Below are 25,272 nucleotides of genomic sequence, written 5' to 3' on the forward strand. Positions count from 1 at the left end.
CGGGCATGTCCGTCACTCACGCGCAGATCGTCTCCGTCCCCGTCGGCGACCAGGACCGGGCCCGCGACTTCTACGTCGACGTCCTCGGCTTCGACCTGGTCCGGGACAACCCGATGCCGGACGGCCGCTGGGTCCAGGTGGCGCCCCGGGGCGCGGTGACCACGCTGACGCTCGTCACCTGGTTCGACAGCATGCCGGCCGGCTCGCTGCGCGGGCTGGTGCTGGAGAGCGACGACCTCGACGCGGACGTGGCCCGGCTGCGCGAGCGGGGGGTGGCGTTCGCCGAGGACAGCGTCCAGGTCGTGCCCTGGGGGCGCTATGTCACCTTCGCCGACCCGGACGGCAACGGGCTCGTCCTGCAGGAGACCCGTGTCTGAGCCGGACGTGTTCGCGGCGCTGGCCAACCCGACCCGGCGGGAGGTGCTGCGGCTGCTCCGCGACGAGGGGGAGCAGCCGGTGCAGCGGCTCGCCGACCGCTTCGAGATGCGGCGTCCCAGCCTGTCGGAGCACCTGCGGGTGCTCAAGGACGCCGGGCTGGTGATCGAGCGGCCCGTCGGCCGGCAGCGGGTCTACGCGCTGCGCCCCGAGCCGCTGCGGGAGGTGGCCGACTGGCTCACCCCGTACGAGCGGTTCTGGCGGCAGCGGCTGGCCGGCCTGGGCGACGTGCTGGACGCGATGCCGGATGAGTAAGCCGACCCGCATCGCGGTGGACCAGTTCCTGCCGCACCCGCCCGCCAAGGTGTGGCGCGCGCTGACCGATTCCGATCTGATCGGACGCTGGCTCATGCCGAACGACTTCCGGCCCGTACGCGGGCACCGGTTCACGTTCCGGACCGACGCGCGACCCGGCCAGCGGTTCGACGGGACGGTCCACTGCGAGGTGCTGGAACTGGACGAGCCGCGCCGGATGCGGTGGGCCTGGCGCGGCGGCACGCTCGACACGGTGGTCACCTGGACGCTTGTGCCCGAGGGGCGGGGCACCCGGCTGTTCCTGGAGCACGCCGGGTTCGATCCGGACGATCCGCTTCAGCGGCGTACCTTCACGCTGCTCGACGGCGGCTGGCGTACCCACGTCTGGGCGCGCCTCGCCGCCGCGCTGGCCGCGCTGCCCTGACCCGCCGCAGCGCGGGTCAGGCGGGTGGGGGCACGAGGCGGGCGTGCAGCGCCGCCGGGTCGGTCACCTCGGGCAGGTCCCGGGCGGCGAGCCAGGCCGCGGCGGCGGCCCCGTCCCCGGCGCTGAGCAGCGGCGCGTCCGGCCAGCGGCCGGCCAGCTCCGCGCGTACCGCGCCGGCCAGCGGCGTGTCGCCGGTGAGCAGCCCGCCGCCGAGCACCACGGGGTCGGCCGCTCCCGGCGGGCGGATCCGGGACACGCTCTGCGCCAGCGCCGCGGCGGCCTCGGCGATCAGCGCGACCGCCGTGGGCTCCCCGTCGCGGGCCGACGACACCACGAGCGGCGCGAGCCGGGCCAGCTCCACCGGCGGTCGGCGGGTCACCGCCTGCACCACGGCGTCGACCGTCGCACGGGGGCGGTCGTCCACAGCGGTCGCGCCGGTCAGTTCCGACAGCACCCGTCGGCCCAGGTCGCCGGGGGCTTGTGCGCGGTCCAGACCGGTCAGCAGCCGGCGGACCGCCTCGCGGCCGAGCCAGAACCCCGAGCCGGCGTCGCCGAGCAGCCAGCCGTGGCCGTCGGCGACACGGTCCAGCCGCAGGTCGCGTACCTGGGCGGCGATCGCGCCGGTGCCGGCGATGAGCACAGTGCCGTCCGGGGCGGCGGTGCCGGAGGCGTAGGCGACCAGCGCGTCGCCGTGCACCGCGTACGGGCAGCGCAGTCCCGCCTCGGCCCAGGCGCTGTCGAACGCGTCGCGGCCGTTCGGGTCGGCCAGGAGGCGGCCGGCCCCGGCGAGGCCGATGACGCCGGCGCGTACCCGGGTCGGGTCGATGCCGGCGAGCGCCGCGCGCAGGGCGGCGAGCAGTTCGGCGGCGGCCCGGTCGGCGCCGTGACTGGTCGGGTTGCCGCCGCCGGCCCGGCCTTCGCCCAGGCGGGCGCCGTCGAGGCTGAGCGCTGCCGCGCGGGTCGACGTACCCCCGACGTCGAGGCCGACCACGACGGTGTCCGACATGGTCCCCATGCTGGTCGGCCGCGTCGCCGGACGCAAGATCGCGGTCGTGCGCCAGGTAACAGTTTGAAAACTTCGCCCACGGCCTTGACACGGAGGGGCCTTCAGTAAGAACTTTTACCACTAACAGTTAACACTCTTTTCCGAAAGGCGCCCGCCGATGGTCGAGCACGAGGTGGAGACTTCCGCGGCGACCGCGGTGGTCGATGCCGGTCCGGCCGACCGGCTGGGCGCCGACGGTGTGCTGGCCCGGGTCCGGGCCGGCGCGGGGGAGTTGACCGGCGCGCTGCGCCGGGTCGCCGAGCACGTGCTCAGCGACCCGGAGGCGGCGGCCCGGGCCACCATCGTCGAACTGGCCGAGCGCAGCGGCACGTCACCGGCGACCATCACCCGGTTCTGCCGGGCGATGGGCTTCGAGGGGTACGCCGACCTGCGGCTCGGCATCGCCGCCGAGACCGGACGGGCCCGCTCCGCCGGCTGGACCGTCGACATCGGACGCGAGATCCAGCCCGGCGACCCGCTCTGCCGGGTGCTCGACCAGATCATGGCCGCCGACACGCGGGCCATGCACGACACCGCCGCGCTGCTCGACCTGGCCGAGGTGGAACGCGCAGCGGTCGCCATCGCCGGGGCCAGCCGGGTGAACATCTTCGGGGCCAGCGGCAGCGCGCTGGTCGGCGAGGAGATGCAGTTCAGCCTGCACCGCATCGGGGTCGCGGCGTGGGCCTGGAACGACGTGCACGAGGGGCTGGCCAGCGCCGCGCTGCTGGGCGCCGGGGACGTCGCGCTCGGCATCTCGCACACCGGGCAGACCCGGGAGACGATCGAGCTGCTCGCCGAGGCTGGCAGCCGCGGCGCGACCACAGTCGCGCTGACCGGCTTCCCCCGCTCGCCGTTGGCCGAGCTGGCCGACATCGTGCTGGTCACCGCCAGTCAGGCGACCACGTTCCGGCCGGACGCGCTCTCCGCCCGGCATCCCCAGCTCGTCGTGCTCGACCTGCTCTACATCGCGGTGGCGCAGCGTACCCACGACCGCGCCCACGCGGCCTTCCGGCGTACCGCCCAGGCCGTCGACGGGCACAAGGCCGCGAAGGGGTCCCTCTCATGATCAGTGCCCAGCGGTACGCCGATGCGGTCCGCCCGGTGCTCGACCGGCTGGTCGACACCCAGGCGGTCGCGGTCGACCGGGCAGCCGACCTGATCGCCTCCGGCCTGCGCGCCGGCGGCGTCCTCCAGGCGTTCGGCGCCGGTCACTCCGAGGCGTTCGCCGCCGAACTGGTCGCCCGGGCCGGCGGCCTGGTCCCCGCCAACCGGCTCTCCCTGCACGACCTCGTGCTGCACGGCGACGCGCCCCGCGACGTGCTCGCCGATCCGAAACTGGAACGCGACCCGGCCGTGGCGCACCAGCTCTACGCGCTGGCGGCGCCGCAGCCGGAGGACGTGTTCGTGGTCGCCTCGCAGTCCGGCATCAACGGCTCGGTGGTCGAGCTGGCGACGCTCGTCAAGCGCGGCGGCCACCAGCTGATCGCTGTCACCTCGGTCGAGCACACCGCCCGGGTAGCTCCTCGGCACCCGTCCGGGCACCGGCTCGCCGACCTCGCCGACGTCGTGCTGGACAACGGCGCGCCGTACGGCGACGCACTGCTGCCGCTCGAGGGCGGCGGCGCGGTCTGTGCGGTCTCCTCGGTCACCGCGGCGCTGCTGGCGCAGCTGCTGACCGCCGAGGTCGTACGACGGTTCCACCAGGCCGGAGAGGTACCCCCTGTCTACCTCTCCGCCAACGTCCCCGGTGGGGACGAGCACAACCTCGCCCTCGAGTCGCGGTACGCCGGGCGCCTCCGGCGGACCGCCTGACCCGACACCACAAGGAGAGACAAGATGTCGGTTACTCCCGAGAAGTTCGGCGACGTCAGCCGTCGGACCCTGCTGCAGCGTGCCGCGGCGGCCGGTCTGCTGGCCGTACCGGCGGCGGGTCTGCTGAGCGCGTGCGCCGGCAGCGAGCCGAGCAAGTCCGACGGCGGCGGCGCGGCCAAGAGCAAGGACAACCCGTTCGGCGTCAAGGACGGCAGCGCGGTCAAGGTGGTGGTCTTCAACGGCGGCCTGGGCGACCAGTGGGCCAAGGAAGACAAGGTCATCTTCAACGCCAAGCACCCGAACATCACGGTCAACATGTCTTCCACCCAGAAGATCAAGACCGAAGAGCAGCCCAAGATGGCGACGCAGCCGAGCGACCTGGTGATGAACTCGGGCGCCGACATGATGGACCGCAGCACGCTGATCAACGAGGGCGCGATCGAGCCGCTGGACGACCTGCTCACCGCGCCGGCCTGGGACAGCGAGGGGACCGTCGCCGACAGCCTGCTGCCCGGCACGGTCGCCGACGGTACGCAGAACGGCAAGTTCTACGTCGTCAACGTGGCGTACACGGTCTGGGGCAACTGGTACAACGCCGCCCTGTTCAAGAAGGAGGGCTGGACGGCGCCGACCACCTGGGACGAGTTCTTCGCGCTCGCGCCGAAGATCAAGGCCAAGGGCATGGCGCCGTACGTGCACGACGCGGTGCACGGCTACTACCCGCGCTGGGCGCTGTTCGCCAGCATCTGGAAGGCGGTCGGCAAGCAGGCAGTCGTCGACATCGACAACCTGAAGGACGGCGCCTGGAAGGCCGACGGCATCGTCGCGGCGCTGGAGCCGTGGGAGAAGCTGGTCAAGGACAAGCTGCTGCTGCCGGGCAAGCTCGACCACACCCAGTCGCAGCAGGCGTTCCTGGACGGCAAGGCGGCCTTCATCCAGGTCGGCACCTGGCTGAAGAACGAGATGGCCGCGACCATCCCGCCGGGCTTCGAGATGACCATCTCCGACTACTGGAGCAAGAGCGGGGACAAGGCCGCCAAGGACGTCTTCGCCTCCTCCGGCGAGGGGTTCGTGGTGCCGAGCAAGGCGCCGAACAAGGAGGCCGCGAAGGAGTTCCTGCGGGCCATCCTCTCCAAGGCCGGCTCGGCGAAGTTCGCCGAGCTGACCAAGTCGCTGGCCTCCACCAAGGGCTCCGGCGACAACGTCCAGGACACCGCGCTGGCGTCGGCGAACTCGCTGATGAAGAACGGCAGCTCGGACCTGATCTCGGTGAAGTTCCCGGACTTCTACGCCGACCTGGACAAGGAGAGCCAGAACCTCTCCGAGGAGCTCATGGCCGGCCGCCTGACCGCGCAGCAGTTCGTCGACAAGATGCAGGCGGCCGCCGACAAGGTCGCCAAGGACTCGTCGATCAAGAAGCAGACCCGCACCGCCTGATCACCGCGAGGAAGTGAGTCCAATGCGGCACGGAGTCGCGCGTTTCGTCACGGGCTTCCTGGCCCTGCCCGTCGCGCTGTACCTGTTCTACGTGGTGTGGCCGTTCGCCCAGGCGGCGGGATACTCGCTGACCGACTGGGGCGGGTACTCCGATTCCCAGCGCTTCGTCGGGCTGGACAACTACGTCCGGCTGTTCTCCGACGAGCTGATCCGGAAGGCGTTCTGGCACAACGTGTTCTTCCTGGTCACCGTGCCGCTGTTCACGATCGCGCTGGCCCTGTTCCTCGCGTTCCTGCTCAACGTGGGCGGACGCGAGGACAGGGCCGGCATCCGCGGAGTCTTCGGCTCCGGGATCTACAAGGTCATCTTCTTCTTCCCGCAGGTGCTGTCGCTGGTGGTCATCGCCGTCATGTGGCAGCAGATCTACCGCACCGACGGGCAGGGTCTGATCAACGGCCTGCTCATCAAGATCGGGCTGGTCGACGCGGACAACCCGATCGCCTTCACCGCCGACCCGGAGCCGTTCCTCGGCGTGCCGGCGGTGCTCTGGTGGCTGCTGTTCATCGCGGTGTGGAGCGGCGCCGGCTTCTACATGGTGCTGTTCTCCGCCGCGATGCAGTCGATCCCGAAGGACATCTACGAGGCCGCCATCCTCGACGGCGCCGGCCGGTTCCACACGTTCTTCAAGGTGACGCTGCCGCTGCTGCGGGACAGCATCTCGGTCGCCTGGGTCTATCTGGGTTTCATCGCGCTGGACATGTACGCGCTGGTCTTCGTCATGACGCCGAGCCAGGGCGGACCGAACCACGCCAGCGAGATCTTCGCCTCGGTGATCCAGTTCAACGCCTTCCAGAAGGGCCAGTTCGGTTACGCCTGCGCGATCGCCGTCGCGCTGGCCATCTTCACCATCCTGCTGGCCGCGCTCCAGCTGAGGATCACCCGCCGTGAGCGGATCGAGTTCTGAGGAGGTCTGGACGATGAGTACGGTGACGCACCCCTCCGGTCGGGCCCGGTCCGACACGGCGCCGCCGTCCCGCCCGCCCGCGGCCCGGCGGGACGTCGGCAACGGCTTCGGCGGCCGGATCTTCAACGGCTTCTCGCACCTGTTCCTCGCGGTCTGGGCGATCATGGTGGTCTACCCGCTGCTGTGGGTGGTGATGTCGGCGCTCAAGACCGACTCCGAGGTGATCCGCGAACCGCTGTCGCTGATCCCCGACGCGCTGCAGTGGGACAACTTCGCCCGGGCCTGGACCGCCGGGATCGACAGCTTCTTCCTGAACACGCTGCTCGTGCTCGTGTTCAGCGTGACGCTGACGATGCTGCTCGGCTCGATGGCCGCGTACGCGCTGGCGCGCTACGAGTTCCGCGGCAACCGGCTGATCTACTGGATGTTCCTGTCCGGGCTGACGCTGCCGATCTACCTGGCCGCGGTGCCGCTGTTCAAGGGCGTCTACAACACCGGGGTGAGTCTTCCGCTGCTCGGCCCGAACAAGCACCTCATGCTGATCCTGGTCTACGTGGCCTGGTCGCTGTCGTTCACGATCTTCTTCATGCACTCGTTCTTCCGGACGCTGCCCGACTCGATCGCCGAGGCGGCCCAGGTCGACGGGGCGTCGCACACCCGTACGTTCTTCAGCGTGATGCTGCCGATGGCCAAGCCGGGCCTGATCAGCATCGGCATCTTCAACGTGCTCGGCCAGTGGAACCAGTGGTACCTGCCGACGCTGCTCATGCAGTCGGTCTCCGGCGAGCCGAAGAACCAGGTGATCGCCCAGGGGCTGATCGAGCTGTCGGTCAACCAGGGCTACAAGTCGGACTGGAGCGGACTCTTCGCCGGTGTCACCATGGCGATGCTGCCGGTGCTGATCGTGTACATCGTCTTCCAGCGCCAGGTGCAGTCCGGCCTCACCGCCGGCGTCGGCAAGTAACCCTCCGGACGTAAGGAAGGGCCCCTTCTTAACGCTCAGCGTTAAGAAGGGGCCCTTCCTCTACCGCAGGCGTTAAGAGGGGGCCCTTCCTTACACGCGGAGCGTGTCGGGGGGAGGGGGCAGAATGCGTCCGTGCTGATGGCGGTGGTGGCGGACGAGCGGGGCGGCGGCGTGCTGCAACCGCTGCACGCCGACGGCACCCCGGCCGGCCCGGCCGAGGAGGTCACCGACCTGGCCGCCGCGGTGGCCGCCCGCGAGGCCGCCGGGCACCCCCGCTGGCTCTGGGCCGCCTGGGCGGGCGTCTACCCGGCGCTGCTGCGCGCCGGGGTCCGGCTCGACCGCTGCCACGACGTCGAGCTGACCGAGGCGCTGCTGCTCGGGCACGCCGGCCGTTGGGGCGAGCCCCGCGCGCTGCCGGCCGCCTGGGCCCGGCTGACCGGCGCGCCGGTCCCGCCGGACCCGGCGCCCCGCCCGCCCGAGCCGCCGGGCCAGGCCCAGGCCGCGCTCTTCGAGCCGCCGTCGGGCCCGCCCGGTCCGGGCGTCACGGCGTTGACCCGGGTGTACGCCGACCAGCTCGCCCGGATCGCCGCGACCACCCATCCCGGCCGGTTCCGGCTGCTGGTGGCCGCCGAGTCGGCGGGCGCGCTGGTGGCCGCCGAGATGGGCGCGGCCGGTCTGCCGTGGCGCGTCGACGTGCACGACGCGATCCTGGCCGACCTGCTCGGTGAGGCGTCACCGGTCGGCGGGCCGCCGCGTCGGCTGGCCGAGTTGCAGGCCCGGATCGCCGACGCGTTCGGCGTACGCCAGGTGCACGCCGACTCGCCGGCGGAGCTGTTGCGGGCGTTCGCCCGCGCGGGCGTGGACCTGCCGAACACGCGGGCCTGGGTGCTGCGCGGGGTGGAGCATCCGGCGGCGCCGCTGGTCCTGGAGTACAAGGAGCTGTACCGGATCTGGACGGCGCACGGCTGGGCCTGGCGCGACGCCTGGGTCGCCGGCGGCCGGTTCCACCCGGAGTACGTGCCGGGCGGCGTGGTCTCCGGCCGGTGGGCGACCCGGGGCGGTGGGGCGTTGCAGATCCCGAAGGTGATCCGGCAGGCAGTGGTGGCGGACCCGGGCTGGACGTTCGTGGTCGCCGACGCGGGCCAGCTCGAACCGCGCGTGCTCGCGGCGGTCTCCGGTGACGAGCGGCTCGCCGCGGCGGGTGGGGCCGGTGACCTGTATGCCGCGCTGGCCCGGGACGCGTTCGCCGGTGACCGGGCGAAGGCCAAGGTGGCCCTGCTCGGGGCGATGTACGGGCAGACCGGCGGCGCGGCGGTGCCGGCGCTGGCGGTGCTGCGGAAGAACTATCCGACCGCGTTCGGCTACGTGGAGGCGGCGGCGCGCACCGGTGAGGCGGGTGGGCTGGTCCGGTCCTGGCTGGGGCGTACCTGCCCGCCGGGGTCGGCGGGGTTCGCCGAGGGTGAGGAGGTGCTGCCCGACGGCGAGGCCGACCCGCACAGCCCGTCGGCCCGGGCGGCCCGGTCGCGTGGGCGCTTCACCCGCAACTTCGTCATCCAGGCCACCGCCGCCGAGTGGGCCTCCACGCTGCTGGCGACGCTGCGCACCGAGCTGGCGGGCACGGAGGCGGAGCTGGTGTTCTTCCAGCACGACGAGGTGGTGGTGCACTGCCCGGCCGGGCGGGCGGCGGCGGTCGCGGAGGCGGTCACCGCGGCCGGCGCGCGGGCCACCCGGTTGCTGTTCGGCGACACTCCGGTCCGGTTCCCGCTCGACACGTCCACTGTCGACTGCTACGCAGACGCGGCATAGTCACGCAAATTTCCGTTTTGCCCCGCTACCCGCATCCGGTCGTGCTCGTTGGGCCCGGTGTGCGTACGACGGGACGGACCGGGCGGCTGTGCCCGGTCCGTCCCCTGATCGAGGGGGCACAGCTGAACCGGATCGCTGCAATGATCATCGCCGCCGGAGGCGGCCGCCGCATCGGCGGACCCGAAGCGCTGCTGCACCAGGGCGAGAAGCCGCTGGTCAGCCAGATGATCGACACGATGGCCGAGGCGGGCTGCGCACAGGTCGTGGTCGTCCTGGGCGCGGCGGCCGAGCAGGTGCGTCAGACCACCGACCTGACCGGCGCCACGGTCGTGGTCAACCGCGCGTGGGGCACCGGCGTGGGCTCCTCGATCCGGGCCGGGCTCGCCGCGCTCACCGACGACGACATCGAGGCCGTCGTCGTGGTGCCGGTGGACATGCCCGGGCTCACCGCGGCGGCGGTCCGCCGGGTGACCGCGCTGCCGTACCCGGACGTGCTGGTCTGCGCCACCTATGACGGGCTGCGCGGCTACCCGATGCTGTTCGGCCGCCGGCACTGGTCCGGCATCGCCACGCTCGCCAGCGCCGACGTCGGCGCCCGGCCGTACCTGCTGGCGCACAAGGACCAGATCGTCGACATCGCCTGCGACTCGGTGGCCGACGGCAGCCGGATCGACAGTCCGGAGCTGATGGCGCTGTACGGCCTGTCCATCCCCGAACAGCGCGTCGGCGCCTGAGGCGCGCCCGCCTGTCGGACCCGGGTGCCAGGATCGGACCGTGGCCTACGACGAGGACCTGGCGAACCGCGTACGCGAACGCCTCGGGGGTGAGCCCGGGATCACCGAGCGGCGCATGTTCGGCGGCCTGGCGATGATGCTGCGCGGCAACATGGCGGTGGTGGTGCGCGGCGCGGGCGGCCTGATGGTCCGGGTCGACCCGGCCGAGGCCGACCGAGCGCTCGCCGAGCCCGGCGCCGAGGCGACCGTCATGCGGGGCTGGGTGATGCGCGGCTGGGTCACCGTGTCGCCCGCCGCCTGCGAGCGCGACGCCGACCTGGCCCGCTGGGTCGACCGGGGGGTCCGCTTCGCGCGTACGCTGCCGGCGAAGTAGCCCGCCGGATATCCGGGTGCGCGCCCGGCCCGGCCCGTCCTACGCTGCGGCCAGTCGGCAGCGGGGGATCGGAGACGACGGATGGCGGTTCACCTCTACGCGGTCAGCATGGACGCGGGCGACCCGCGGCGGCTCGCGCGGTTCTGGTCCGGCGTGCTCGGCCGGGAGATCCTCGACGACCCGCGCGAAGGCGTGGCGCTCGGCGGCGACGCCCACAGCGACGTCCGCATCCGGTTCCTGCCCAGCGACGCGCCGAAGACCGTGCAGAACCGGATCCACTTCGACCTGACCAGCGCGTCGCCGCAGGCCCAGCGGGACACCGTCGACCGCGCGCTGACGCTGGGCGGGCGGCACATCGACATCGGCCAGGGCCCGGACGACGACCATGTGGTGCTCGCCGACCCGGAGGGCAACGAGTTCTGCGTCATCGGGGCAGGCAACACCTTCCTCGCCGGCTGCGGCCCGGTCGGCGCTGTCAACTGCGACGGCACCCGGGCGGCCGGCCTGTTCTGGACCGAGGCGCTGGGCTGGCCGCTGGTCTGGGACCACGGCGAGGAGACAGCGATCCAGTCGCCGCGCGGGGGCGCGAAGGTCACCTGGAGCGGGCCGCCGCTGATGGACGCCGGCGGGCGGGACCGCGTACACCTGGACCTGGTCGCGGCCGGTGACCGGGACGCGGAGATCGACCGGCTGCTGGCGCTCGGCGCGACCCGGGCCGGTACGGGCCGGCACACCGCTGGCGACGTGGTGCTGGCCGACCCGGACGGCACCGAGTTCTGCCTGCTGACGCCCCGCTGAGGCGGGTGCGGCCCGGGGACCGCACCCGCACCGGTCAGCGCAGCCGCAGGCTCGGCTCCAGCGTGACCTCGAACAGCCGGTCCCATGGCAGCTCGACCCGCACCGCCGTGACCCGGTCCAGCGTCGCGGTGAAGGTCTTACGTCCGCGTACCCCGAGCACCAGCTCGTGCCCGGCGAAGTGGTCGGCGAAGTACCGCTCGGTCAGCGGCACCAGCCGGTCGCGTACCCAGCCGTCGAAGTAGCGCTTCTGCTCGGCGGTCAGCGCCAGCGGATCCCAGCCCTGCGCGCGGGCGTGCGCGTACGCCTCGGCCTGCACCACGTTCTTCCACGGGTCGTCCTTGACGAACCGGTAGAGCAGGTACTCGGCGTGCGCCTGGGCCGGCCCGCGCAGCTCCGGCACGCCGAAGCCGCTGCCGGACGAACGCAGGTACGCCCACCGCGCGGTGCCGTGCGCGAGCGCCAGCCCGAGCGCGTTGCCGCCGGTGTTCCACCCCGAGTACGACAGCAGCGCCGGCAGGTCCAGCCGGGACTCCATCCGGGACACCAGGTCGTGGTCGCCCTTGTTGACGATCAGCGGGTCCACCACGATCACCGGGGTGCCGGCGGCCAGCAGTTCACCGATGCGGCCGACGAACGCGTCCAGGTCGGCGGCCCGCTGCCCGGCCGCCGCCGACGGGGTGTTCACCGCGAGGACGATGTCCGCGTCGCCGGTCACCACCCGGCCGCCCACCGAGGTGACGTGCCGGCGGATGTTCTCCGCGAACGGGATGCCCTCCAGCGCGGCGGTCCAGCCCTCGCCGGACACCCCGGCGTACTCCACCCGGTAGGTGGGCGTGGCGCCGGCGGCGACGACGCGCGCGACGAGCAGCGCGTTGACCTCGTCGGCGCCGGGGAAGATCTCCACCCGGTCGCCGACGCCGAGCCGCGCCACCAGCGCCTCCAGCTCGACCCGCTCGGCGCGGGCCAGGCCGACCGGCGCGGTGTCGTCCTCGGAGAGCACCAGGTGGCTGATCGTCCCGTCCGCGACCCACTCCACCATCAGCCGGTTGACCTGGTGGTTGCGTGCCCGGGCGGCCAGGTAGTCCTCGACCACGGCGTCCGGGATGCGCGCCCGCACGGCGTCGAGCTGGCCCCGCAGCGCCTCCTGGCCCAGGTTGACCACCTGGTCGTACAGCTTGGCCCACTGGACCAGCAGGTCACGGTAGTTGTCCAGGTCGGTGCCGGTGCTGGTGATCGCGAGCCGCTGGATCGTGTCGTGCACCTCGATCACCGCGTCGGACCGGCGTGCGCGCAGCCGCCGGATCGCCTCCAGGTTGCGCAACGCGTCGGCCAGGGCCGGAGCGGCGGTACGCGAGGCGATCAGGCCCCCGTACGCCAGCATGCTCACCGAGATCACGTACCCGTCGACGCGGTCGGTGCCGTCGAGCCAGCGGGCGATGCCGGCGCCGTCACCGGGGGTGAAGAAACGGCCCAGCAGGTTCCGCGGCGGCAGCAGCACCTCGGCGTCGGCGCTCGCACCGGTCATCTCCGCGCAGTACGTGTTGACCGGCCGGTCGTCCAGCGGCACCAGCGCCACGCTGGGTCGCCGGCCGGCGGGCCGGGCGAACGCGGGGCCGCCGAGGGCGACGGTGGCCAGGCCGGCCGCGCCGGTGGCCGCAAGAAGGGTTCTTCTCTTCATTGATGCTCCCTTTTCTCCGGCGCGCTCGCCGCCCGGGGGGTGGCCGGTACCAGCCGGCGGGTGATCCACAGCGGTGAGGTGACGGCGTTGCCCATCACCACCGCGTGGGCGCCCGCCTCGAAGGCCCGGCTGATCTGCTCCGTGGTCCGGTAGCGCCCTTCGGCGATCACCGGCACGGGCAGCAGCGCGGCGAGTCGCGCCACGAGCCCGAGGTCGGGCCCGTCGATCGGTGGGCCGGCCGGCGTGTAGCCGGACAGCGTGGTGGCGACCGCGTCCGCGCCGGCCTCGACGGCGGCGACGCCCTCGGCCACCGTGGCGACGTCGGCCAGGACCAGCGCGTCGCTCTGTTCGTGGACCGCGCGGACGGTGTCGGCGAAGGTCCGGCCGTCGGGCCGGGGACGGTCGGTGGCGTCCACCGCGACGACGTGCGACCCGGCCCGCGCCGCTTCGAGGGCGTGCCCGGCGGTCGGGGTGATGAACACGCCCTGCGTGCCGTGCTTGTACAACCCGATCACCGGCACGTCGACGGCGGCGCGTACGGCCCGCACGTCGTCGGGGCCGTTGACCCGGACCGCCACCGCGCCGCCGCGGACCACGGCGGCCGCCACGCGGGCCTGGACGTACGGGTCGCGCATCGGGTCGTCCGGGTCGTCGGGCAGGGGCTGGCAGGACACGACCAGCCCGCCGGCGAGTTCGTCCAGGACACTCACGTGCTTGTTCCTCCGTCGTGGTGGATCGGTGCGGTGGCGAGCCGGGCGGCGCCGACCACCACCGCGTCGGCGCCCAGCGCCGCCGGAAGCAGCGGCACGTGCGCCCAGCCGCCGGGTAGCTCCGCCCGGTAGGCGGCCGTGGCGGCGGGAAGCAGCGTGGCGGCGGCGCCGCCGGCGACCACCACCGCATCCGGGTCGAGCAGGGCGACCAGCCCGGCCAGGGCCGCGCCGAGCGCGGCGCCGGCCCGGTCGACGACCTGCCGGGCGGTCGCGTCACCGGCCGCCGCGCGCCGCGCCACCTCCCGGCCGGTGACCGGGTCACCGCCGGTGAGCGCATACGCGGCGGCCAGGCCGGTGCCGGAGGCGATCGCCTCCAGGTGCCCGTACCGGCTGCAGCCGCAGCGCAGCCGGTGCGCGCCCGGTGCCGGCAGGTGCCCGAGCTGGCCGGCCGCGCCCCGGGCGCCGCCCTCGCCCCGCCCGTCGTTGACGATCGCGCCGCCCAGCCCGGTGCCGACGGCGGCCAGCAGCACGTGCCCCCGGCCCCGTCCGGCTCCGGCCCAGCACTCGCCCAGCGCCGCCGCGGCGACGTCGTTGGTAACGCGCACCGGCCGGCCCAGCCGCGCGGCCAGCTCGTCGGCCACCGGGGTGCCGGCCCACCCGGGCAGGCTGTCGGTGGCGTACCGGATGGCGCCGGTCGCCGGGTCGACGGTGCCCGCGGTGCCCACCCCGACCGGTCCGGGGCCGGCGGCGGCGAGCAGGTCCGCGGCCAGGCCGGCGGCGGTGTCCAGCACCGCGGCCGGCCCGCCGCGCGCGGGGGTGGGCGCCTCGCGGCGGTCGAGCACCCGCGCACCGGGACCGACGAGGGCGGCGGCGGTCTTGGTGCCGCCGATGTCGATCCCGACGACCGGCTCGGTCATCCCTTCAGACCGGTGTGCGCGAGGCCCTCGACGAACTGCTTCTGCGCGATGACGAACACCGCCAGCACCGGCAGCGCGGTCATCGACGCCGCCGCGAGCTGGACGTCCCACATCGGACCGCCGTACGCGTCGACGAACTGGGTGAGCGCCTGCGGCAGGGTGAACTTGTCCGGCGAGGAGAGGAACACGATCGGTTCCAGGTACAGGTTCCAGCTGTGCAGGAACGTGAAGATGGCCACCGCGCCGAGCGCGGGCCGGGACAGCGGCAGCGCGATCTTCCAGAACGTGGCGAAGCGTCCCAGCCCGTCGACCCGCGCCGCCTCCTCCAGCTCACCGGGGAGGCTGATGAAGAACTGCCGCATGATGAACGTGGCCAGCACGCTCGGCGCCCCGAAGATCGGCACCAGGATCAACGGCCAGTGGGTGTCGATCAGGTCGAGCTTGAAGAACATCTGGAACAGCGGCACGATCGTCACCTCGCTCGGGATGAGCAGGCCCGCGAGGACGACCAGGAACAGCACGTTCTGTCCCCGGAACCGGATCCGCGCGAACGCGTACCCGGCCAGCGACGCCACGGCGAGCGTGCCGACGGTGACCAGCAGCGCGATGTAGAGGCTGTTCAGGTACTGCTGCCCGAACGGCTGCAGCTCGAACACCCGCTGGTACGCGTCCAGCCGCGGATCGGTCGGCAGCAGCTGCGGCGGGAAGGAGAAGATGTCCGCCACCGGCTTCAGCGACGAGGTGACCATCCACCAGGTGGGGAACACGAACGGGACGGCCAGGACCATCAGCACCCCGTAGAGCACCAGCTTGGTCCGCCGGGACAGGTCACGATTCATGGAAGACCCACCTCTTGCGCATCTGCCACTGCAGCACCGTCAGCGCGAGCACGATGACGAACAGCAGGATCGACAGCGTGGCGCCGTAGCCGAAGTGATGGAACTGGAAGGCCTGCTGGTAGAGGTAGTAGACGAGCACCGTGGTCGAGGTGCCGGGTCCACCCTGGGTCAGCACCGCGATCTGCGCGAACACCTGCAGCGAGCCGACCACCGTGATGATCGACGTGAGCATGATCGTCGGGCTGATCAGCGGCACGGTGATCCGCCAGAACTGGCGCAGCCGGCTCGCGCCGTCGACCTCGGCGGCCTCGTACAGCTCGGCCGGCACGCCCTGCAGGGCGGCCAGGAACAGCACCATGTTCAGGCCGACGTTCTTGAACACCTGCACGACGATCACCGACAGCATCGCCGTGCCCTCGCCGCGCAGCCAGTTGGGGCCGTCGACGCCGATCGTGTCGAGCAGGCCGTTGATGCCGCCGTTGTCCTGCAGCAGGAAGCCCCAGACGATGGTCCACGCGACGAGCGAGACCACCACGGGGGAGAAGAACAGGGTGCGGAACACGATGGTCCCGCGCAGCTTCTGGTTGAGCAGGACGGCCAGCAGCAACGCCAGGCCGAGGTTGAACACGACCAGGCCGACCGAGAACAGGCCGGTCGACCGCAGCACCGGGCCCAGGTTGGGGTCGTCGGCCAGCGCGGCGTAGTTGTCGGTGCCGATGTAGTCGAAGCTGCCGGCCAGCACGTTCCACTCGTGCAGGCTGTACCAGACCACGAGGACCAGCGGCAGGATCACGAAGACCACGCTGCCGAGCAACTGCGGGGTGATGAACAGGTATCCGGTGAGCTGGTCCCGGCGGCGGGTGGTCCAGAACGGCCGGGCCCGGCCCGGGGCGGGCCCGGCAGCAGCCGGGCCCACCCTGGTGTCCGTCTGGGTCATGATCCTCGGCCCTACTTCGCCAGCAGCGGCTGGATCTTGGAGCAGACGCCGTCGAGTACGCCCTTGACGTCCGCGTCCGCCTTCCACAGCGGGTCGAGCGCGGCGCGCACCTGCTGGCTCAGCTCGGCCTGCCCGGAGTGGCTGGGCTTGACCGTGCCGTTGGTGATGCCGTCGATGACGACCTTCTGCAGCTGCTCCGGCTTGAGCTTCGGGTTCGTCTTCGCCAGCGTCTCGGCGGTCAGCTGGGACTGCCGCGGCGGCGGGAAGAACTGGGCCAGCTTCGCCGAGTTGGTGGGGTTGGTGAAGAAGGCCAGGAAGTCGGCGGCCTGCTCGGCGTGCGGGCTCTTCTTCATCACGCCGATGCCGGCCTGGCCGACCACCGCGTACGGGCCCTTCGGACCGGCCGGCAGCGGGACCAGGTCCCAGTCGAAGCCGTTCTCCTTCAGCAGCGAGGCGCGGGAGATCTGGGTGACGGTCATGGCCGCGTCACCGGCGAAGAAGTCGGCGGTCGTGCCCGGACCGGGCAGCGCCTTGCCGGTGAAGATCGCCTTGTGCAGCGTGGTCATCGCCTCGACCATCTCCGGGCTGTTGAACCCGCAGCTGCGGCCGTCCTCGCTCCACGCCTGGGCGCCCCAGCCGGTCCAGAACGTGGCCAGGTTGTCCCAGCCCTTGTAGTCGAAGTCGCGGACCACGAGCCCGGCCTTGCCCGACTTCGCGGCGGTGGCGCCGGCCGCGGCGAGCGCGGTGTCCCAGTTCCACTGCCCGGCCGCGATCAGCTCGGCCGGGGTCTTCTGCCCGGCCTTCTTGAGCATGTCGTTGTTGACGAACACGCCGAACGGCGAGGTCGAGAACGGGTACGCGAAGAGCTTCCCGTCGTTGCGCCACAGCTTCAGCGTGGCGGGGGACAGGTCGTCGTACTGGTAGCCGTCGGCCTTCTTCAGCGTGTCGTCGAGCGGGCTCAGCGCGCCGGAGGCGACGAAGTCCGGAGCCGAGTTCTCGAAGATCCACGCGAGGTCCGGCGCGTTGCCGCCGGCGATCTGCGTGGTGAGCGTCGTGGTGTAGTTCTCGAACGGCAGCGGATCGAACTTGATCTCCGCGACGTCCGGGTTGTTCTTGCGGTACTCGTCGGCGATCTCGTTGAACAGCTTGAGGTGCGCCTCGTTCGCCGACCAGACGGTCATCCGCAGGCTCGCCGGACCGTCGTCCTTGGCGTCGCCGCCACCGCCGCAGGCGGTCAGGGCGAGCACACCGGTCATGGTCGCCGCGACCAGGCCGGACAATCTTCCGTATCTCACTTTCCTTCTCCTCACCGGGGGTTCAGTAGCCCGCGATCTGCGGCCAGCGGCATTCCACGCCGGCGGCCGAGATGCGGTCCGTGAATTCGGCCAGCAGGCGGGGGGTGCCGCGGACCGCGCGCGGGGACTCGCCCCGCGCAAGGCAGAAGTCGGCCAGCAGGCCGGCGACCTCACCGACGTTCCACTCGACCGGGTGCAGTCGGTAGCTGCCGTTGGTGATGTGCGTGGTACCGATGTTCTTGCCGGCCGGCAGCAGGTTCTCCATCCGCTGCGGGATGAGCGCGCCGAGCGGGATCTCGAACGGGCAGGAGCCGACGTCGATGTAGTTGTCGCCGCCGGTCGACGGGTGCAGGTCGATGCGGTACATGCCGACGCCGATCGAGTCGGGGTAGCTCACCGCGCCGTGCTCGCCGCGTACCGCCAGGGAGAGGTCCTGCTCGACCACCGTGTACTCGGCGCGGATGCGGCGCGACTCCCGGATGTAGGGCGCCTGCGCCAGCCCGTCGGGGCTGCCGGTCACGTCGCCGCGCAGCCGCAGCCCCGGGTAGCCGGTGCCGCCGTCGGGACGGGGCGCCTCGGTCTGCAGCCAGTACAGGACGGAGTACGACAGCTCGCGTGCCTGGGACAGGTGCCAGGACGCGTTCGGCACGTCGATGACCGGGCCCTCGAAGTAGTCGATCATCGGCCAGTTGACGAGCGTGATGTCGCTGCCGTACGCGCCGTCGACGAAGTTGCGCCGCGCCGCGATGCGCCGGAACGTCCACAGGTTGCCGTCGCCCGGGTTGAGCCGCTGGTCGGCGTTGACGCCCAGCGGGTCGTCATCCGGGTTCGGCGTGAAGCTGCGCTCGACGATCTCCAGCGTGCGCGGGTGAGGTGACCGCCAGGACAGCAGCCGGTCACCCCAGAAGTCCGGCTTGTAGTCGCGCCAGAAGTCGTACCCGGCGGGCCGGTCGATGGTGTGGTCGCCGTCGACGTGGTCCAGCGCGAAGCAGACGGACACCGCCTGCATGTTCAGCGGCTGCGCCTCGGCCGGCGCGCTCGGCTCACCGGTCTGCGCCTGCGACTCGAACCCGGTCACGTACTCGGTGCCGGTCAGTGGCAGCAGCTCACCGGTCTCGGTGGCGTCCAGGACGTACGGTGCCTCCACCTCGATCCGCTCGTCGCGGTCCCGGTGGGCGAGCGTGACGCCGGTGACCCGGTCGCCGTCGGTCTCGGCCGCGACCGGCCGGTACGGCTGCAGCACCGTCAGCCGCCCGGACCCCCGGTACGGCGCGAGCATCTGCTCCAGGACCGCGACCGCCACCCGGGGCTCGTGGCAGAGCCGGCTCACCCAGCCCGCGCCCGGGTTCAGGTCGGTCCACGCCCGGGACCGCTCGGTCAGCGGGTAGTGGCGGCGGTAGTAGTCGCGGATGCCGTCGCGCAACTCCCGGTAGCTCGCGGTGGCGCCGAACTGCTCGATCCAGGAGTGCTCGTCCGGCGGGACCGCCTGGCTGGTGAGCTGCCCGCCGAGCCAGTCGAACTCCTCGGTCAGGATGACGGACCGGCCGGCACGGGCCGCGGCCAGCGCCGCGGCGACACCGCCCAGTCCGCCCCCGACGACGAGGACGTCCGCACGCATTAGTACCACTTGCTTCCTTCCAGTTGCGCGGCCGGGCGTGTCAGCGCCGGTCGGCCGCCGATCCAGGGACGCCGAGGGTGTCGCCCTCGACGAGTTCGCAGGGCAGGAGCCGTTGCTGGAGGCCGCCGGCGCTGCCGTCGATGACGCCGGTCAGCACCTCGACGGCCTGGCGGCCCATCTCCTCGCGCGGGATGCGGAACCCGGTGAACGTGATGTCCGTGGGCACCGGGACGGTCGGGTCGCCGAGGGTCACGACGGACAGGTCACCGGGCACCGTCAGCCCCTTGCGGCGGGCGGCCGTCTCCAGCGCCACGGCGGTGGCGAAGTCCTCCACGAAGGCGACGGTGCTGCCGTCGGCCCGCAGGTCGTCCACTGTGGCGTCGGCGGTCTCCGCCGTCGCGGTGATCTGGCGGGCGCTGTCCGCGCCGGCCGCGCCGGCGTGGAAACCGCTGCGCCGGTCGTGCGAGGACTCGGCCGAGGTGCCCATGCCCACGTACGTCAGCCGCCGGTGCCCCAGCTCCACCGCCCGCTCGGCCAGCCGGTGGACCGCGCTGGCGTAGTCGGCGCCGACGTAGGGCACCGGGCCGCCGGCGTCGTCGCGGCGCCCGACGGCGACGTAGGGGAACCCGTCGCGGTTGAGCCGGAGCAGCTCCGCGCCGTCGATCTCCCGGCCGAGCAGGATGCAGCCGTCGGCCAGCCGCAGCCGGTTGTCCTGGTGGAAGATGCGCCGCCGGCCGTCCACCACCGGGGCGCTGGTGAACAGCAGCAGGTCGCAGCCGACCCGTTCGGCGTACTCCTCGATGCCGAGCAGGAACGGGTGGAAGAAGTCCCGGCTGCCGCTGGGGAAGGCCGGCTCGTAGGTGAAGACGCCGATGATCCGGTTGAACCCGGAGGCGAGGCGGCGGGCGGCCGGGTCGGCGGCGTATCCCGTCTCGGCGATGACCTGCAAGACCCGGTCCCGTGTCTCCGGCGCGATCCGGACGTCGGCGTCGGTGCGGTTGTTGAGCACCAGCGACACGGTCGCCTGGCTGACGCCGGCCATGCGTGCGATGTCACGCTGGGTGACACGCCTGGGGGGAGGGGTCACGTCGGTCCTTCCACTTCCGCTAATGCGTATTAGCGATCGGGTCGGGATGGAGCCTCTCTGCTCTCCCGGCGTCCTGTCAAGGGGTGGCCGGAAGATTTCCGTTCGATGAACTCCCTGATGTAATGCGGATTAGCAACCGCGCCCGCCGCTGCCCTGCGGTTGTTCGGGCGGGAATCTTGACAAGGGCCGACCGGGCGCGCGACAGTAGGCGGACCTCCGCGCTAATGCGCATTAGCGTGTCGTCGATCGTCCGCACGGATGATCGACGACGCTTGCTTCCCTACCCAGGGTGATGTCGGGTGCGGCCTTTGCCCGCCGCCACCCCGGGCATTACCGTTCTCATCGGACGGTCGTGGCGCCGTCGCGGCGTGGGCTGGACGGCCCGGCTGATCCGGGCCCGGGCGGCCACCGCCCGCCCGGTACGCGCCGAGGCGGGCTGACCTACACCTGGATGTCGAAGCGCTGCAGCACCGAGGGTGCGACCAGCCCCACCGCGGCCAGGACGGACAGGATCGTCATCGCGGTGCGCAGCACCACCGTCTCGGCCTTGCTGCCGGTACGCAGAGCGATCTTGTTGGGCAGGCCGATCATCGTCCACATCCGGCGTTTGATCGGGATGGGCCACAGGATCGGCACCCCGGCCCGGGTGATCATGTCGCCGAGGATGTGCACGAAACAGCCCACGCCGACCGCGAGGCCGATCATCGGATAGCCCCGGTCGCCGGGCAGGTTGGCGAACGTGAACCAGGCTGCGGCGGCGGACACCAGCGTGACCACCACCCAGCCCGCGCGCTCGGCCCACTTGTCGAACAGCCCGCGCAGCGCCAGGCCGATCATGAAGAAGAGGATTCCGACGACGGCCCACTTGCCGTAGTGGGCGCAGAGCGCGGTGGTGCCCCAGCCGACCAGCACGGTGAACGGGATGGTGTGGGTGAGCGTGCGGTGCCCGTTGTTGCGGCGCGGATCCTTGCTGAGCTTGGTGGCGTAGTAGACGCCGAGTGAGACCTTCTCCACCACCTCGGCGACGAAGAGGCTGACCACGCCGAACGTGCGGGCCACGGTGGCGCCGCCCTGGTTGCGGGTGACCTTCCCGGACAGGTCGAGGTCGGGGAAGAGCGCACCGCCCGCGCAGACCGCAGTGCCCACCGCCAGCGCCAGCGGTGTCTGGTGGTAGTCCGCGAACTGGGCCATGGCCCAGGAGCCGGTCAGCCACACCGCCGCGCCCGAGAGCGCGTGGGACGGTCCCATCATCTCGGCTCGCCCTTCCCGAAGATCTTGATCCACGAAACTACGCCACTGTAGTCAGCCCGTGCGACAGCGGGGCATCAGCCGGACGGTCCACTGGGGAAGGGGTGCCGCGGACGCGCGACGGCGTACCGCTGCCACCCGGAATTATGGCGGGCCGGGCAGCCGGCGCCACGCCGACTGTCGGTGATGGGACGGGGTGCGGCTCAGCCCGCGGTACGGGTGGGCCGGACCGTGCCGAGGCTCGCCCGGATGACCGCGAACTGCTTCGACGCGTCCGCCCAGTCGGCGTCGGACGTGGTCAGCCCGAGCGTCCACCCGGCCCGCTGACCGGGCAGTACGCGCAACGCGCGCATCCGCTCGCCGTACGGCGCGGTCCACCGGCACTCCCACTCCGCGCCCGGACCGTCGGCGGCCAGCCGGATCTTCTCGTACTGCGGCAGCCGACCGGCGGAGGTCAGATCCCGCTCGGACGAGCGCAGCCGGCCCACCGGATCCCCACCCGGATACGGCTCGACGCCGAGGATGCGCCGGGTGGCCGGGTCCTGGAAGCAGGTCGTGTCGCCGGAGCGCAGCTGCAGCCACCCGGCGGGCAGGGCGATGTGGAAGCCGCCGGTGTCGGCGGGCCAGACCCAGCCGGCCGGCACGTTCACCGCCGGGTCCTCGGGAGGTGGGCCCTTGCGGACCGGCGTGCCCGTCACGTCCGGCCGGACGCAGGGGAACGGGGGAGGGGGCACGCCCGGGCCGCCGGGCTGATGATCCCAGGGCCGGGCGACGGCCTCGCCGGACCGGCGCGCCTCCGGACGGTCGTCGGCGCCGTCGGTGACCGCCAGCGCGGTGCCGACGCCGGTCGCCACGGCGAGCAGCACCGCGCCCACGGCGAGCCCCCAGCGTCGCAGCCGCTTCTGGTCCTCGGCGTCGAGCGGCCGGTCCGGGGGGCGCGGAACGCCGGTGGGCGGGGGCGGGCCGGCCCGCAGCGCACCGCTGTCGGCGGGGCCGCTGTGGGCGACCGGGGCCGGGCGGGCGACCGGCGCCGCGTCCGGGCCGGGGATGCGCACCGGGCTCAGCGCGTCGGCGCGGGGCGCGGACTCGGGGCCGGTCGGGCTCCCCGGGTCGACGAAGCTGGTGAGGACCGTCGGACCGAGGCTGACCGGACCCGAGCGGTCCGGGGCCGCCCGGGGCGGCTCCGCCGGCGTGGTCGCGGGGGACTCCGCCCGCTTCAGTTCGTCGGACCGGTCCCGCTGCGGCGGCTCCGGGCGGGGGCGCGGCGGTGGCTCGGGTCGGTCCGCCGAGCCCACGGGGCCGGACCGCTCGGCGCCGTCGCGCGGCGCGGGCCGGCCGGAGCGGGCGGCCGTGCCGGAAGGGCCGGACCGGCCGGACTCGCCGGAGCGCTCCGGCAGGTCGGCGGAGTCGGACGGACCGCCCGGCGGTGGCGCCCGGTCACCCTCGGCGGGCGGCGCCCACTCGCTGCGCTTCGCCGCCCGGCTCCAGGCGCGGGCGGCGGCGGCCGGCGGCATCAGGTCCGGGTACACGACGCCCGCCGCCGCAGCCGCCGGCTCGTCACCGGCGCCCGGGGGACGTCCCCGAGCGTCGCCCTCGCGCCCGGCGGCCGGCCGATCGGACGGTACGGCGGACCGGCCCGCGGACCCGCCGGCCGCCGTCGCGTCGGCGTCCGACACCGCGGCCACGCCGAGCAGGCGGGCGGTCTCGTGGTGGCCGAGCCGGGCGCGCGGGTCTCGCCGCAGCAGCCCGGCCAGCACCGGCGTCAGCGGGCCGGCGTGCGGCGCCGGGTCGGGCGGCCGGGTGGCGAGCGCGGCGAGCGTGGCCATGGCGGTGCTGCGGGCGTACGGCGAGCGGCCCTCCACGGCGGCGTGCAGCGTGGCGCCGAGCGACCACATGTCCGCCTCGACGCTGGACACGCCCTCGGCGGCCCGTTCCGGCGCCACGTACTGGGGGGAGCCGAGGACCAGGCCGGGGCGGGTCATGGCGCCGTCGCCGCCCTGGAACACGGCCAGCCCGAAGTCGGTGAGCAGCACCCGCCCGTCCCGGGCGAGCAGCACGTTCGCGGGTTTCACGTCCCGGTGCAGCACCCCGGCGTCGTGCGCGGCGCGCAGCCCGGCGAGCACCGCCAGCCCGATCTCGGCGGCCCGCCCGGGCGGCAGCGGCCCGTCGGTCTCGATGATCTCCTGGAGGGAGCGGGACGGGACGTACTCCATGACCAGCCAGGGGTCGCCCTCGACCCGGACCACGTCGTAGACGCGGACCACGTTGGGATGGTTGAGCCGCGCGGACGTCCGCGCTTCGCGCAGCGTACGGGCGCGCAGTTCGTCCCGCTCGTTCTCGGCGAGCCAGTTCGGCGGCACGACCTGCTTCACCGCGACCTCGCGATGCAGCTCCTCGTCGCGCGCCCGCCAGACCTGGCCCATCCCGCCGCGACCGACCAGGTCGAGCAGGCGGTACCGTCCGGCGATCACTACGTCCCGCACCGCACTCCTCACCGCTGGTCAGTGGTCCACAATAGCCAACGGATCGGACGGTACCTATCGCACGGCGAGACGTCATGCCCTAACTGGCCGTACCGGCGAGCAGATTCCCTTCCGGAATGGTGATCGCGGACCGGTCCCGGGCCAGCAGGGCGGTGGCCCGGCGGGCCTGGAACCCGTCGTGGTCGCGGCGCGCGGCGGCGTAGCTGCCCGCGGTGCGGGCGGCGATCGCGGACCAGGCGTACCGCTGCGTGACCATGGTCCGGGCCCGGCGCGCCACCCGGCGGGCGAACACCTCGTCGGCGAGCAGCCGGTCCACGGCGCCGGCCAGCGCGTCCGGGTCGCCGTGCGGGAACGTCACCCCGGTCACCCCCGGCTCGACGATCTCGGCCAGCCCGCCGGTACGCGCCACCGCCAGCGGCGCGCCGGCGGCCGCCGCCTCCAGCGCGATCATGCCGAACGGCTCGTAGAGGCTGGGGATCACGGTGGCGTCGGTGGCGGCGAGCACCGCGGGCAGCTGGGTGGAGTCCATGAAGCCGGCGAACCGGACCGTGTCGCCCAGCCGCAGCCGCCGCGCCTGGTCGACGAGCTCGTCCTTGTACGGCCCGTCCCCGGCGATCACCACGCGCAGGCCGGGATGCCGGTCGGCCAGGCGCGGCACCGCGTGCACCAGGTGCTGCACGCCCTTCTCGTAGACCAGGCGGCCGGCGTACCCGACCAGCGGCCCGTCCGCGGCGAAGCGGGCCCGGGCGGAGGCGACCGCCTGCGGCCGGGCCCGCCAGGCCCGGTCGTCGACGCCGTTGGCGACCACGTCGATGCGCCCGGACGGTACGCCGAACAGCCGGGCGACCTGCTCGCGCATGTACCCGGAGCAGGCGATCACCCGCCCGGAGGCGTTGCTCAGCCAGTGCTCGACGCCGTGGATGGTGCGGTTCATCTCCTCCGGCAGCCAGCCCTGGTGCCGCCCGGCCTCGGTGGCGTGGATGGTGGTCACAAGCGGCACGTCCAGGTGCTCGGCCAGCGTGACGGCGGTGTGCGCGACGAGCCAGTCGTGGGCGTGGATCACGTCGTAGGAGCCGGCGGAGGCGGCGCGCAGCGCGGCCCGCGTCAGCGTGTGGTTGAACGCCATGGTCCAGGCCAGCAGCGAGCCGGTGGCGAGCGGGAACCGGACCGGATCCTCGGCGGCGCGGACGACGCGCACGCCCTCGGCGTACTCCTCCAGCGGGGCGCCCTCGGCGTGGCGGGTGACGACTGTGACCTCGTGCCCGGCGGCGGCCAGCGCCACGGACAGCGCGTGGACGTGGCGGCCGAGGCCACCGACGAGCACCGGCGGGTACTCCCAGGAGAGCAGCAGCACCCGCAGGCGCCGGGCGGGCTGGATGTCGATCACTTCGGCGTCAGCTGACACGCGGCCCC

At 73.1% G+C, this 25,272-nt stretch carries 25 protein-coding genes; 13 read left to right on the plus strand and 12 right to left on the minus strand.

From position 1 onward, the window contains the following. The first annotated feature begins 5 nt into the window (after positions 1–5). Genes A4R25_RS01860 through A4R25_RS01870 form a run of 3 tightly spaced genes read left to right on the plus strand, consistent with a single transcriptional unit; the run spans position 6 to position 1,114 of the window. Entirely contained in the window at positions 6–377 is a 372-nt protein-coding gene (locus tag A4R25_RS01860; protein ID WP_043331143.1) for a VOC family protein, read from the plus strand. Continuing rightward, positions 370–690: a helix-turn-helix transcriptional regulator gene (locus tag A4R25_RS01865; RefSeq protein ID WP_231915402.1), complete on the plus strand. Its 321-nt coding sequence runs from the start codon at positions 370–372 to the stop codon at positions 688–690. The genes A4R25_RS01860 and A4R25_RS01865 overlap by 8 nt, the downstream gene beginning before the upstream one ends. After that, on the plus strand, positions 683–1,114 hold the full coding sequence (locus A4R25_RS01870) for an SRPBCC domain-containing protein (protein ID WP_064445370.1): 432 nt from the start codon (positions 683–685) through the stop codon (positions 1,112–1,114). Before A4R25_RS01865 ends, A4R25_RS01870 begins: the two co-directional genes overlap by 8 nt. A gap of 16 nt (positions 1,115–1,130) precedes the next feature. Here the strand turns inward: A4R25_RS01870 and A4R25_RS01875 are convergent, their stop codons facing one another. Next, positions 1,131–2,120 carry an N-acetylglucosamine kinase gene (locus A4R25_RS01875; protein ID WP_064445371.1) on the minus strand — a complete coding sequence of 330 codons (990 nt, stop codon included), beginning with the start codon at positions 2,118–2,120 and terminating at the stop codon, positions 1,131–1,133. A 157-nt stretch (positions 2,121–2,277) separates the two neighbouring features. On the opposite strand from A4R25_RS01875, the gene A4R25_RS01880 reads away from it, so the two are divergent. The 9 genes from A4R25_RS01880 (at position 2,278) to A4R25_RS01920 (ending at position 11,047) form a co-directional block, all read left to right on the plus strand. Continuing rightward, the gene (locus A4R25_RS01880) at positions 2,278–3,225 is read left to right on the plus strand and encodes a MurR/RpiR family transcriptional regulator (protein ID WP_064445372.1); all 948 of its coding nucleotides are present in this window, start codon (positions 2,278–2,280) and stop codon (positions 3,223–3,225) included. Then, positions 3,222–3,971: a sugar isomerase domain-containing protein gene (locus A4R25_RS01885; protein ID WP_030500334.1), complete on the plus strand. Its 750-nt coding sequence runs from the start codon at positions 3,222–3,224 to the stop codon at positions 3,969–3,971. The genes A4R25_RS01880 and A4R25_RS01885 overlap by 4 nt, the downstream gene beginning before the upstream one ends. Positions 3,972–3,995: 24 nt before the next feature. Then, complete coding sequence (ngcE, locus tag A4R25_RS01890) at positions 3,996–5,408, plus strand: N-acetylglucosamine/diacetylchitobiose ABC transporter substrate-binding protein (RefSeq protein ID WP_043329765.1); 1,413 nt, start codon at positions 3,996–3,998, stop codon at positions 5,406–5,408. Between the two features lie 22 nt (positions 5,409–5,430). Continuing rightward, positions 5,431–6,372, plus strand: a complete 942-nt coding sequence (locus A4R25_RS01895) for a carbohydrate ABC transporter permease (RefSeq protein WP_043329767.1) — start codon at positions 5,431–5,433, stop codon at positions 6,370–6,372. Positions 6,373–6,385: 13 nt separating this feature from the next. Further along, entirely contained in the window at positions 6,386–7,336 is a 951-nt protein-coding gene (locus tag A4R25_RS01900; RefSeq protein ID WP_064445373.1) for a carbohydrate ABC transporter permease, read from the plus strand. Positions 7,337–7,474: 138 nt separating this feature from the next. Continuing rightward, positions 7,475–9,142 (plus strand): bifunctional 3'-5' exonuclease/DNA polymerase, encoded by a 1,668-nt coding sequence (locus A4R25_RS01905; RefSeq protein ID WP_231915476.1) that lies wholly within the window; start codon positions 7,475–7,477, stop codon positions 9,140–9,142. A 140-nt stretch (positions 9,143–9,282) separates the two neighbouring features. Continuing rightward, positions 9,283–9,876, plus strand: coding sequence for an NTP transferase domain-containing protein (locus A4R25_RS01910; protein ID WP_030500339.1), 594 nt, complete (start codon positions 9,283–9,285; stop codon positions 9,874–9,876). A 40-nt stretch (positions 9,877–9,916) separates the two neighbouring features. Then, positions 9,917–10,249, plus strand: a complete 333-nt coding sequence (locus tag A4R25_RS01915; protein ID WP_064445374.1) for a TfoX/Sxy family protein — start codon at positions 9,917–9,919, stop codon at positions 10,247–10,249. Positions 10,250–10,330: 81 nt separating this feature from the next. Then, positions 10,331–11,047 carry a VOC family protein gene (locus tag A4R25_RS01920; RefSeq protein ID WP_064445375.1) on the plus strand — a complete coding sequence of 239 codons (717 nt, stop codon included), beginning with the start codon at positions 10,331–10,333 and terminating at the stop codon, positions 11,045–11,047. A gap of 34 nt (positions 11,048–11,081) precedes the next feature. Here A4R25_RS01920 and A4R25_RS01925 read toward each other — a convergent pair whose 3' ends face one another. The 8 genes from A4R25_RS01925 to A4R25_RS01960 are packed head-to-tail and all read right to left on the minus strand — an operon-like array spanning position 11,082 to position 20,128. Next, positions 11,082–12,725, minus strand: coding sequence for a DUF4127 family protein (locus A4R25_RS01925; RefSeq protein ID WP_064445376.1), 1,644 nt, complete (start codon positions 12,723–12,725; stop codon positions 11,082–11,084). After that, entirely contained in the window at positions 12,722–13,435 is a 714-nt protein-coding gene (locus A4R25_RS01930; protein ID WP_064445377.1) for an N-acetylmannosamine-6-phosphate 2-epimerase, read from the minus strand. Before A4R25_RS01930 ends, A4R25_RS01925 begins: the two co-directional genes overlap by 4 nt. Next, positions 13,432–14,352 (minus strand): ROK family protein, encoded by a 921-nt coding sequence (locus tag A4R25_RS01935; protein WP_064445378.1) that lies wholly within the window; start codon positions 14,350–14,352, stop codon positions 13,432–13,434. The genes A4R25_RS01930 and A4R25_RS01935 overlap by 4 nt, the downstream gene beginning before the upstream one ends. Then, positions 14,349–15,191: a carbohydrate ABC transporter permease gene (locus A4R25_RS01940; RefSeq protein ID WP_013287328.1), complete on the minus strand. Its 843-nt coding sequence runs from the start codon at positions 15,189–15,191 to the stop codon at positions 14,349–14,351. Before A4R25_RS01940 ends, A4R25_RS01935 begins: the two co-directional genes overlap by 4 nt. Beyond that, entirely contained in the window at positions 15,181–16,128 is a 948-nt protein-coding gene (locus A4R25_RS01945; RefSeq protein ID WP_043329779.1) for a carbohydrate ABC transporter permease, read from the minus strand. The genes A4R25_RS01940 and A4R25_RS01945 overlap by 11 nt, the downstream gene beginning before the upstream one ends. 11 nt (positions 16,129–16,139) lie before the next feature. Continuing rightward, positions 16,140–17,423: an ABC transporter substrate-binding protein gene (locus A4R25_RS01950; protein WP_043329780.1), complete on the minus strand. Its 1,284-nt coding sequence runs from the start codon at positions 17,421–17,423 to the stop codon at positions 16,140–16,142. A 22-nt stretch (positions 17,424–17,445) separates the two neighbouring features. Continuing rightward, positions 17,446–19,041 carry an FAD-dependent oxidoreductase gene (locus tag A4R25_RS01955; RefSeq protein ID WP_064445379.1) on the minus strand — a complete coding sequence of 532 codons (1,596 nt, stop codon included), beginning with the start codon at positions 19,039–19,041 and terminating at the stop codon, positions 17,446–17,448. Positions 19,042–19,081: 40 nt separating this feature from the next. Continuing rightward, positions 19,082–20,128: a LacI family DNA-binding transcriptional regulator gene (locus A4R25_RS01960; RefSeq protein WP_064445380.1), complete on the minus strand. Its 1,047-nt coding sequence runs from the start codon at positions 20,126–20,128 to the stop codon at positions 19,082–19,084. 299 nt (positions 20,129–20,427) lie between these two features. Here A4R25_RS01960 and A4R25_RS30995 point away from each other — a divergent pair, with 299 nt between their 5' ends. Beyond that, positions 20,428–20,568 carry a hypothetical protein gene (locus A4R25_RS30995; protein ID WP_157538970.1) on the plus strand — a complete coding sequence of 47 codons (141 nt, stop codon included), beginning with the start codon at positions 20,428–20,430 and terminating at the stop codon, positions 20,566–20,568. Position 20,569: 1 nt separating this feature from the next. On the opposite strand, the gene A4R25_RS01965 is transcribed toward A4R25_RS30995, so the two are convergent. From A4R25_RS01965 to A4R25_RS01975, 3 genes are all read right to left on the minus strand, one after another. Next, positions 20,570–21,379 (minus strand): metal-dependent hydrolase, encoded by an 810-nt coding sequence (locus tag A4R25_RS01965; protein WP_064445381.1) that lies wholly within the window; start codon positions 21,377–21,379, stop codon positions 20,570–20,572. A 200-nt stretch (positions 21,380–21,579) separates the two neighbouring features. Further along, on the minus strand, positions 21,580–23,859 hold the full coding sequence (locus tag A4R25_RS01970; RefSeq protein ID WP_064445382.1) for a serine/threonine-protein kinase: 2,280 nt from the start codon (positions 23,857–23,859) through the stop codon (positions 21,580–21,582). A 79-nt stretch (positions 23,860–23,938) separates the two neighbouring features. Next, entirely contained in the window at positions 23,939–25,264 is a 1,326-nt protein-coding gene (locus tag A4R25_RS01975; RefSeq protein WP_197494838.1) for a glycosyltransferase family 4 protein, read from the minus strand. Positions 25,265–25,272: the final 8 nt, after the last annotated feature.

It is taken from the genome of Micromonospora sp. NBRC 110037, from assembly GCF_001652995.1.
GTDB lineage: Bacteria > Actinomycetota > Actinomycetes > Mycobacteriales > Micromonosporaceae > Micromonospora > Micromonospora chalcea.

Coding starts and splice junctions, on each gene's coding strand:
- A4R25_RS01955 (WP_064445379.1), bottom strand. CDS start 19,041: ATGCGTGCGGACGTCCTCGTCGTCGGGGGCGGACTGGGCGGTGTCGCC.
- A4R25_RS01880 (WP_064445372.1), top strand. CDS start 2,278: ATGGTCGAGCACGAGGTGGAGACTTCCGCGGCGACCGCGGTGGTCGAT.
- A4R25_RS01925 (WP_064445376.1), bottom strand. CDS start 12,725: ATGAAGAGAAGAACCCTTCTTGCGGCCACCGGCGCGGCCGGCCTGGCC.
- A4R25_RS01935 (WP_064445378.1), bottom strand. CDS start 14,352: ATGACCGAGCCGGTCGTCGGGATCGACATCGGCGGCACCAAGACCGCC.
- A4R25_RS01905 (WP_231915476.1), top strand. CDS start 7,475: ATGGCGGTGGTGGCGGACGAGCGGGGCGGCGGCGTGCTGCAACCGCTG.
- A4R25_RS01900 (WP_064445373.1), top strand. CDS start 6,386: ATGAGTACGGTGACGCACCCCTCCGGTCGGGCCCGGTCCGACACGGCG.
- A4R25_RS01965 (WP_064445381.1), bottom strand. CDS start 21,379: ATGATGGGACCGTCCCACGCGCTCTCGGGCGCGGCGGTGTGGCTGACC.
- A4R25_RS01895 (WP_043329767.1), top strand. CDS start 5,431: ATGCGGCACGGAGTCGCGCGTTTCGTCACGGGCTTCCTGGCCCTGCCC.
- A4R25_RS01910 (WP_030500339.1), top strand. CDS start 9,283: ATGATCATCGCCGCCGGAGGCGGCCGCCGCATCGGCGGACCCGAAGCG.
- A4R25_RS01870 (WP_064445370.1), top strand. CDS start 683: ATGAGTAAGCCGACCCGCATCGCGGTGGACCAGTTCCTGCCGCACCCG.
- A4R25_RS01875 (WP_064445371.1), bottom strand. CDS start 2,120: ATGTCGGACACCGTCGTGGTCGGCCTCGACGTCGGGGGTACGTCGACC.
- A4R25_RS01920 (WP_064445375.1), top strand. CDS start 10,331: ATGGCGGTTCACCTCTACGCGGTCAGCATGGACGCGGGCGACCCGCGG.
- A4R25_RS01885 (WP_030500334.1), top strand. CDS start 3,222: ATGATCAGTGCCCAGCGGTACGCCGATGCGGTCCGCCCGGTGCTCGAC.
- A4R25_RS01940 (WP_013287328.1), bottom strand. CDS start 15,191: ATGAATCGTGACCTGTCCCGGCGGACCAAGCTGGTGCTCTACGGGGTG.
- ngcE (WP_043329765.1), top strand. CDS start 3,996: ATGTCGGTTACTCCCGAGAAGTTCGGCGACGTCAGCCGTCGGACCCTG.
- A4R25_RS01860 (WP_043331143.1), top strand. CDS start 6: ATGTCCGTCACTCACGCGCAGATCGTCTCCGTCCCCGTCGGCGACCAG.
- A4R25_RS01945 (WP_043329779.1), bottom strand. CDS start 16,128: ATGACCCAGACGGACACCAGGGTGGGCCCGGCTGCTGCCGGGCCCGCC.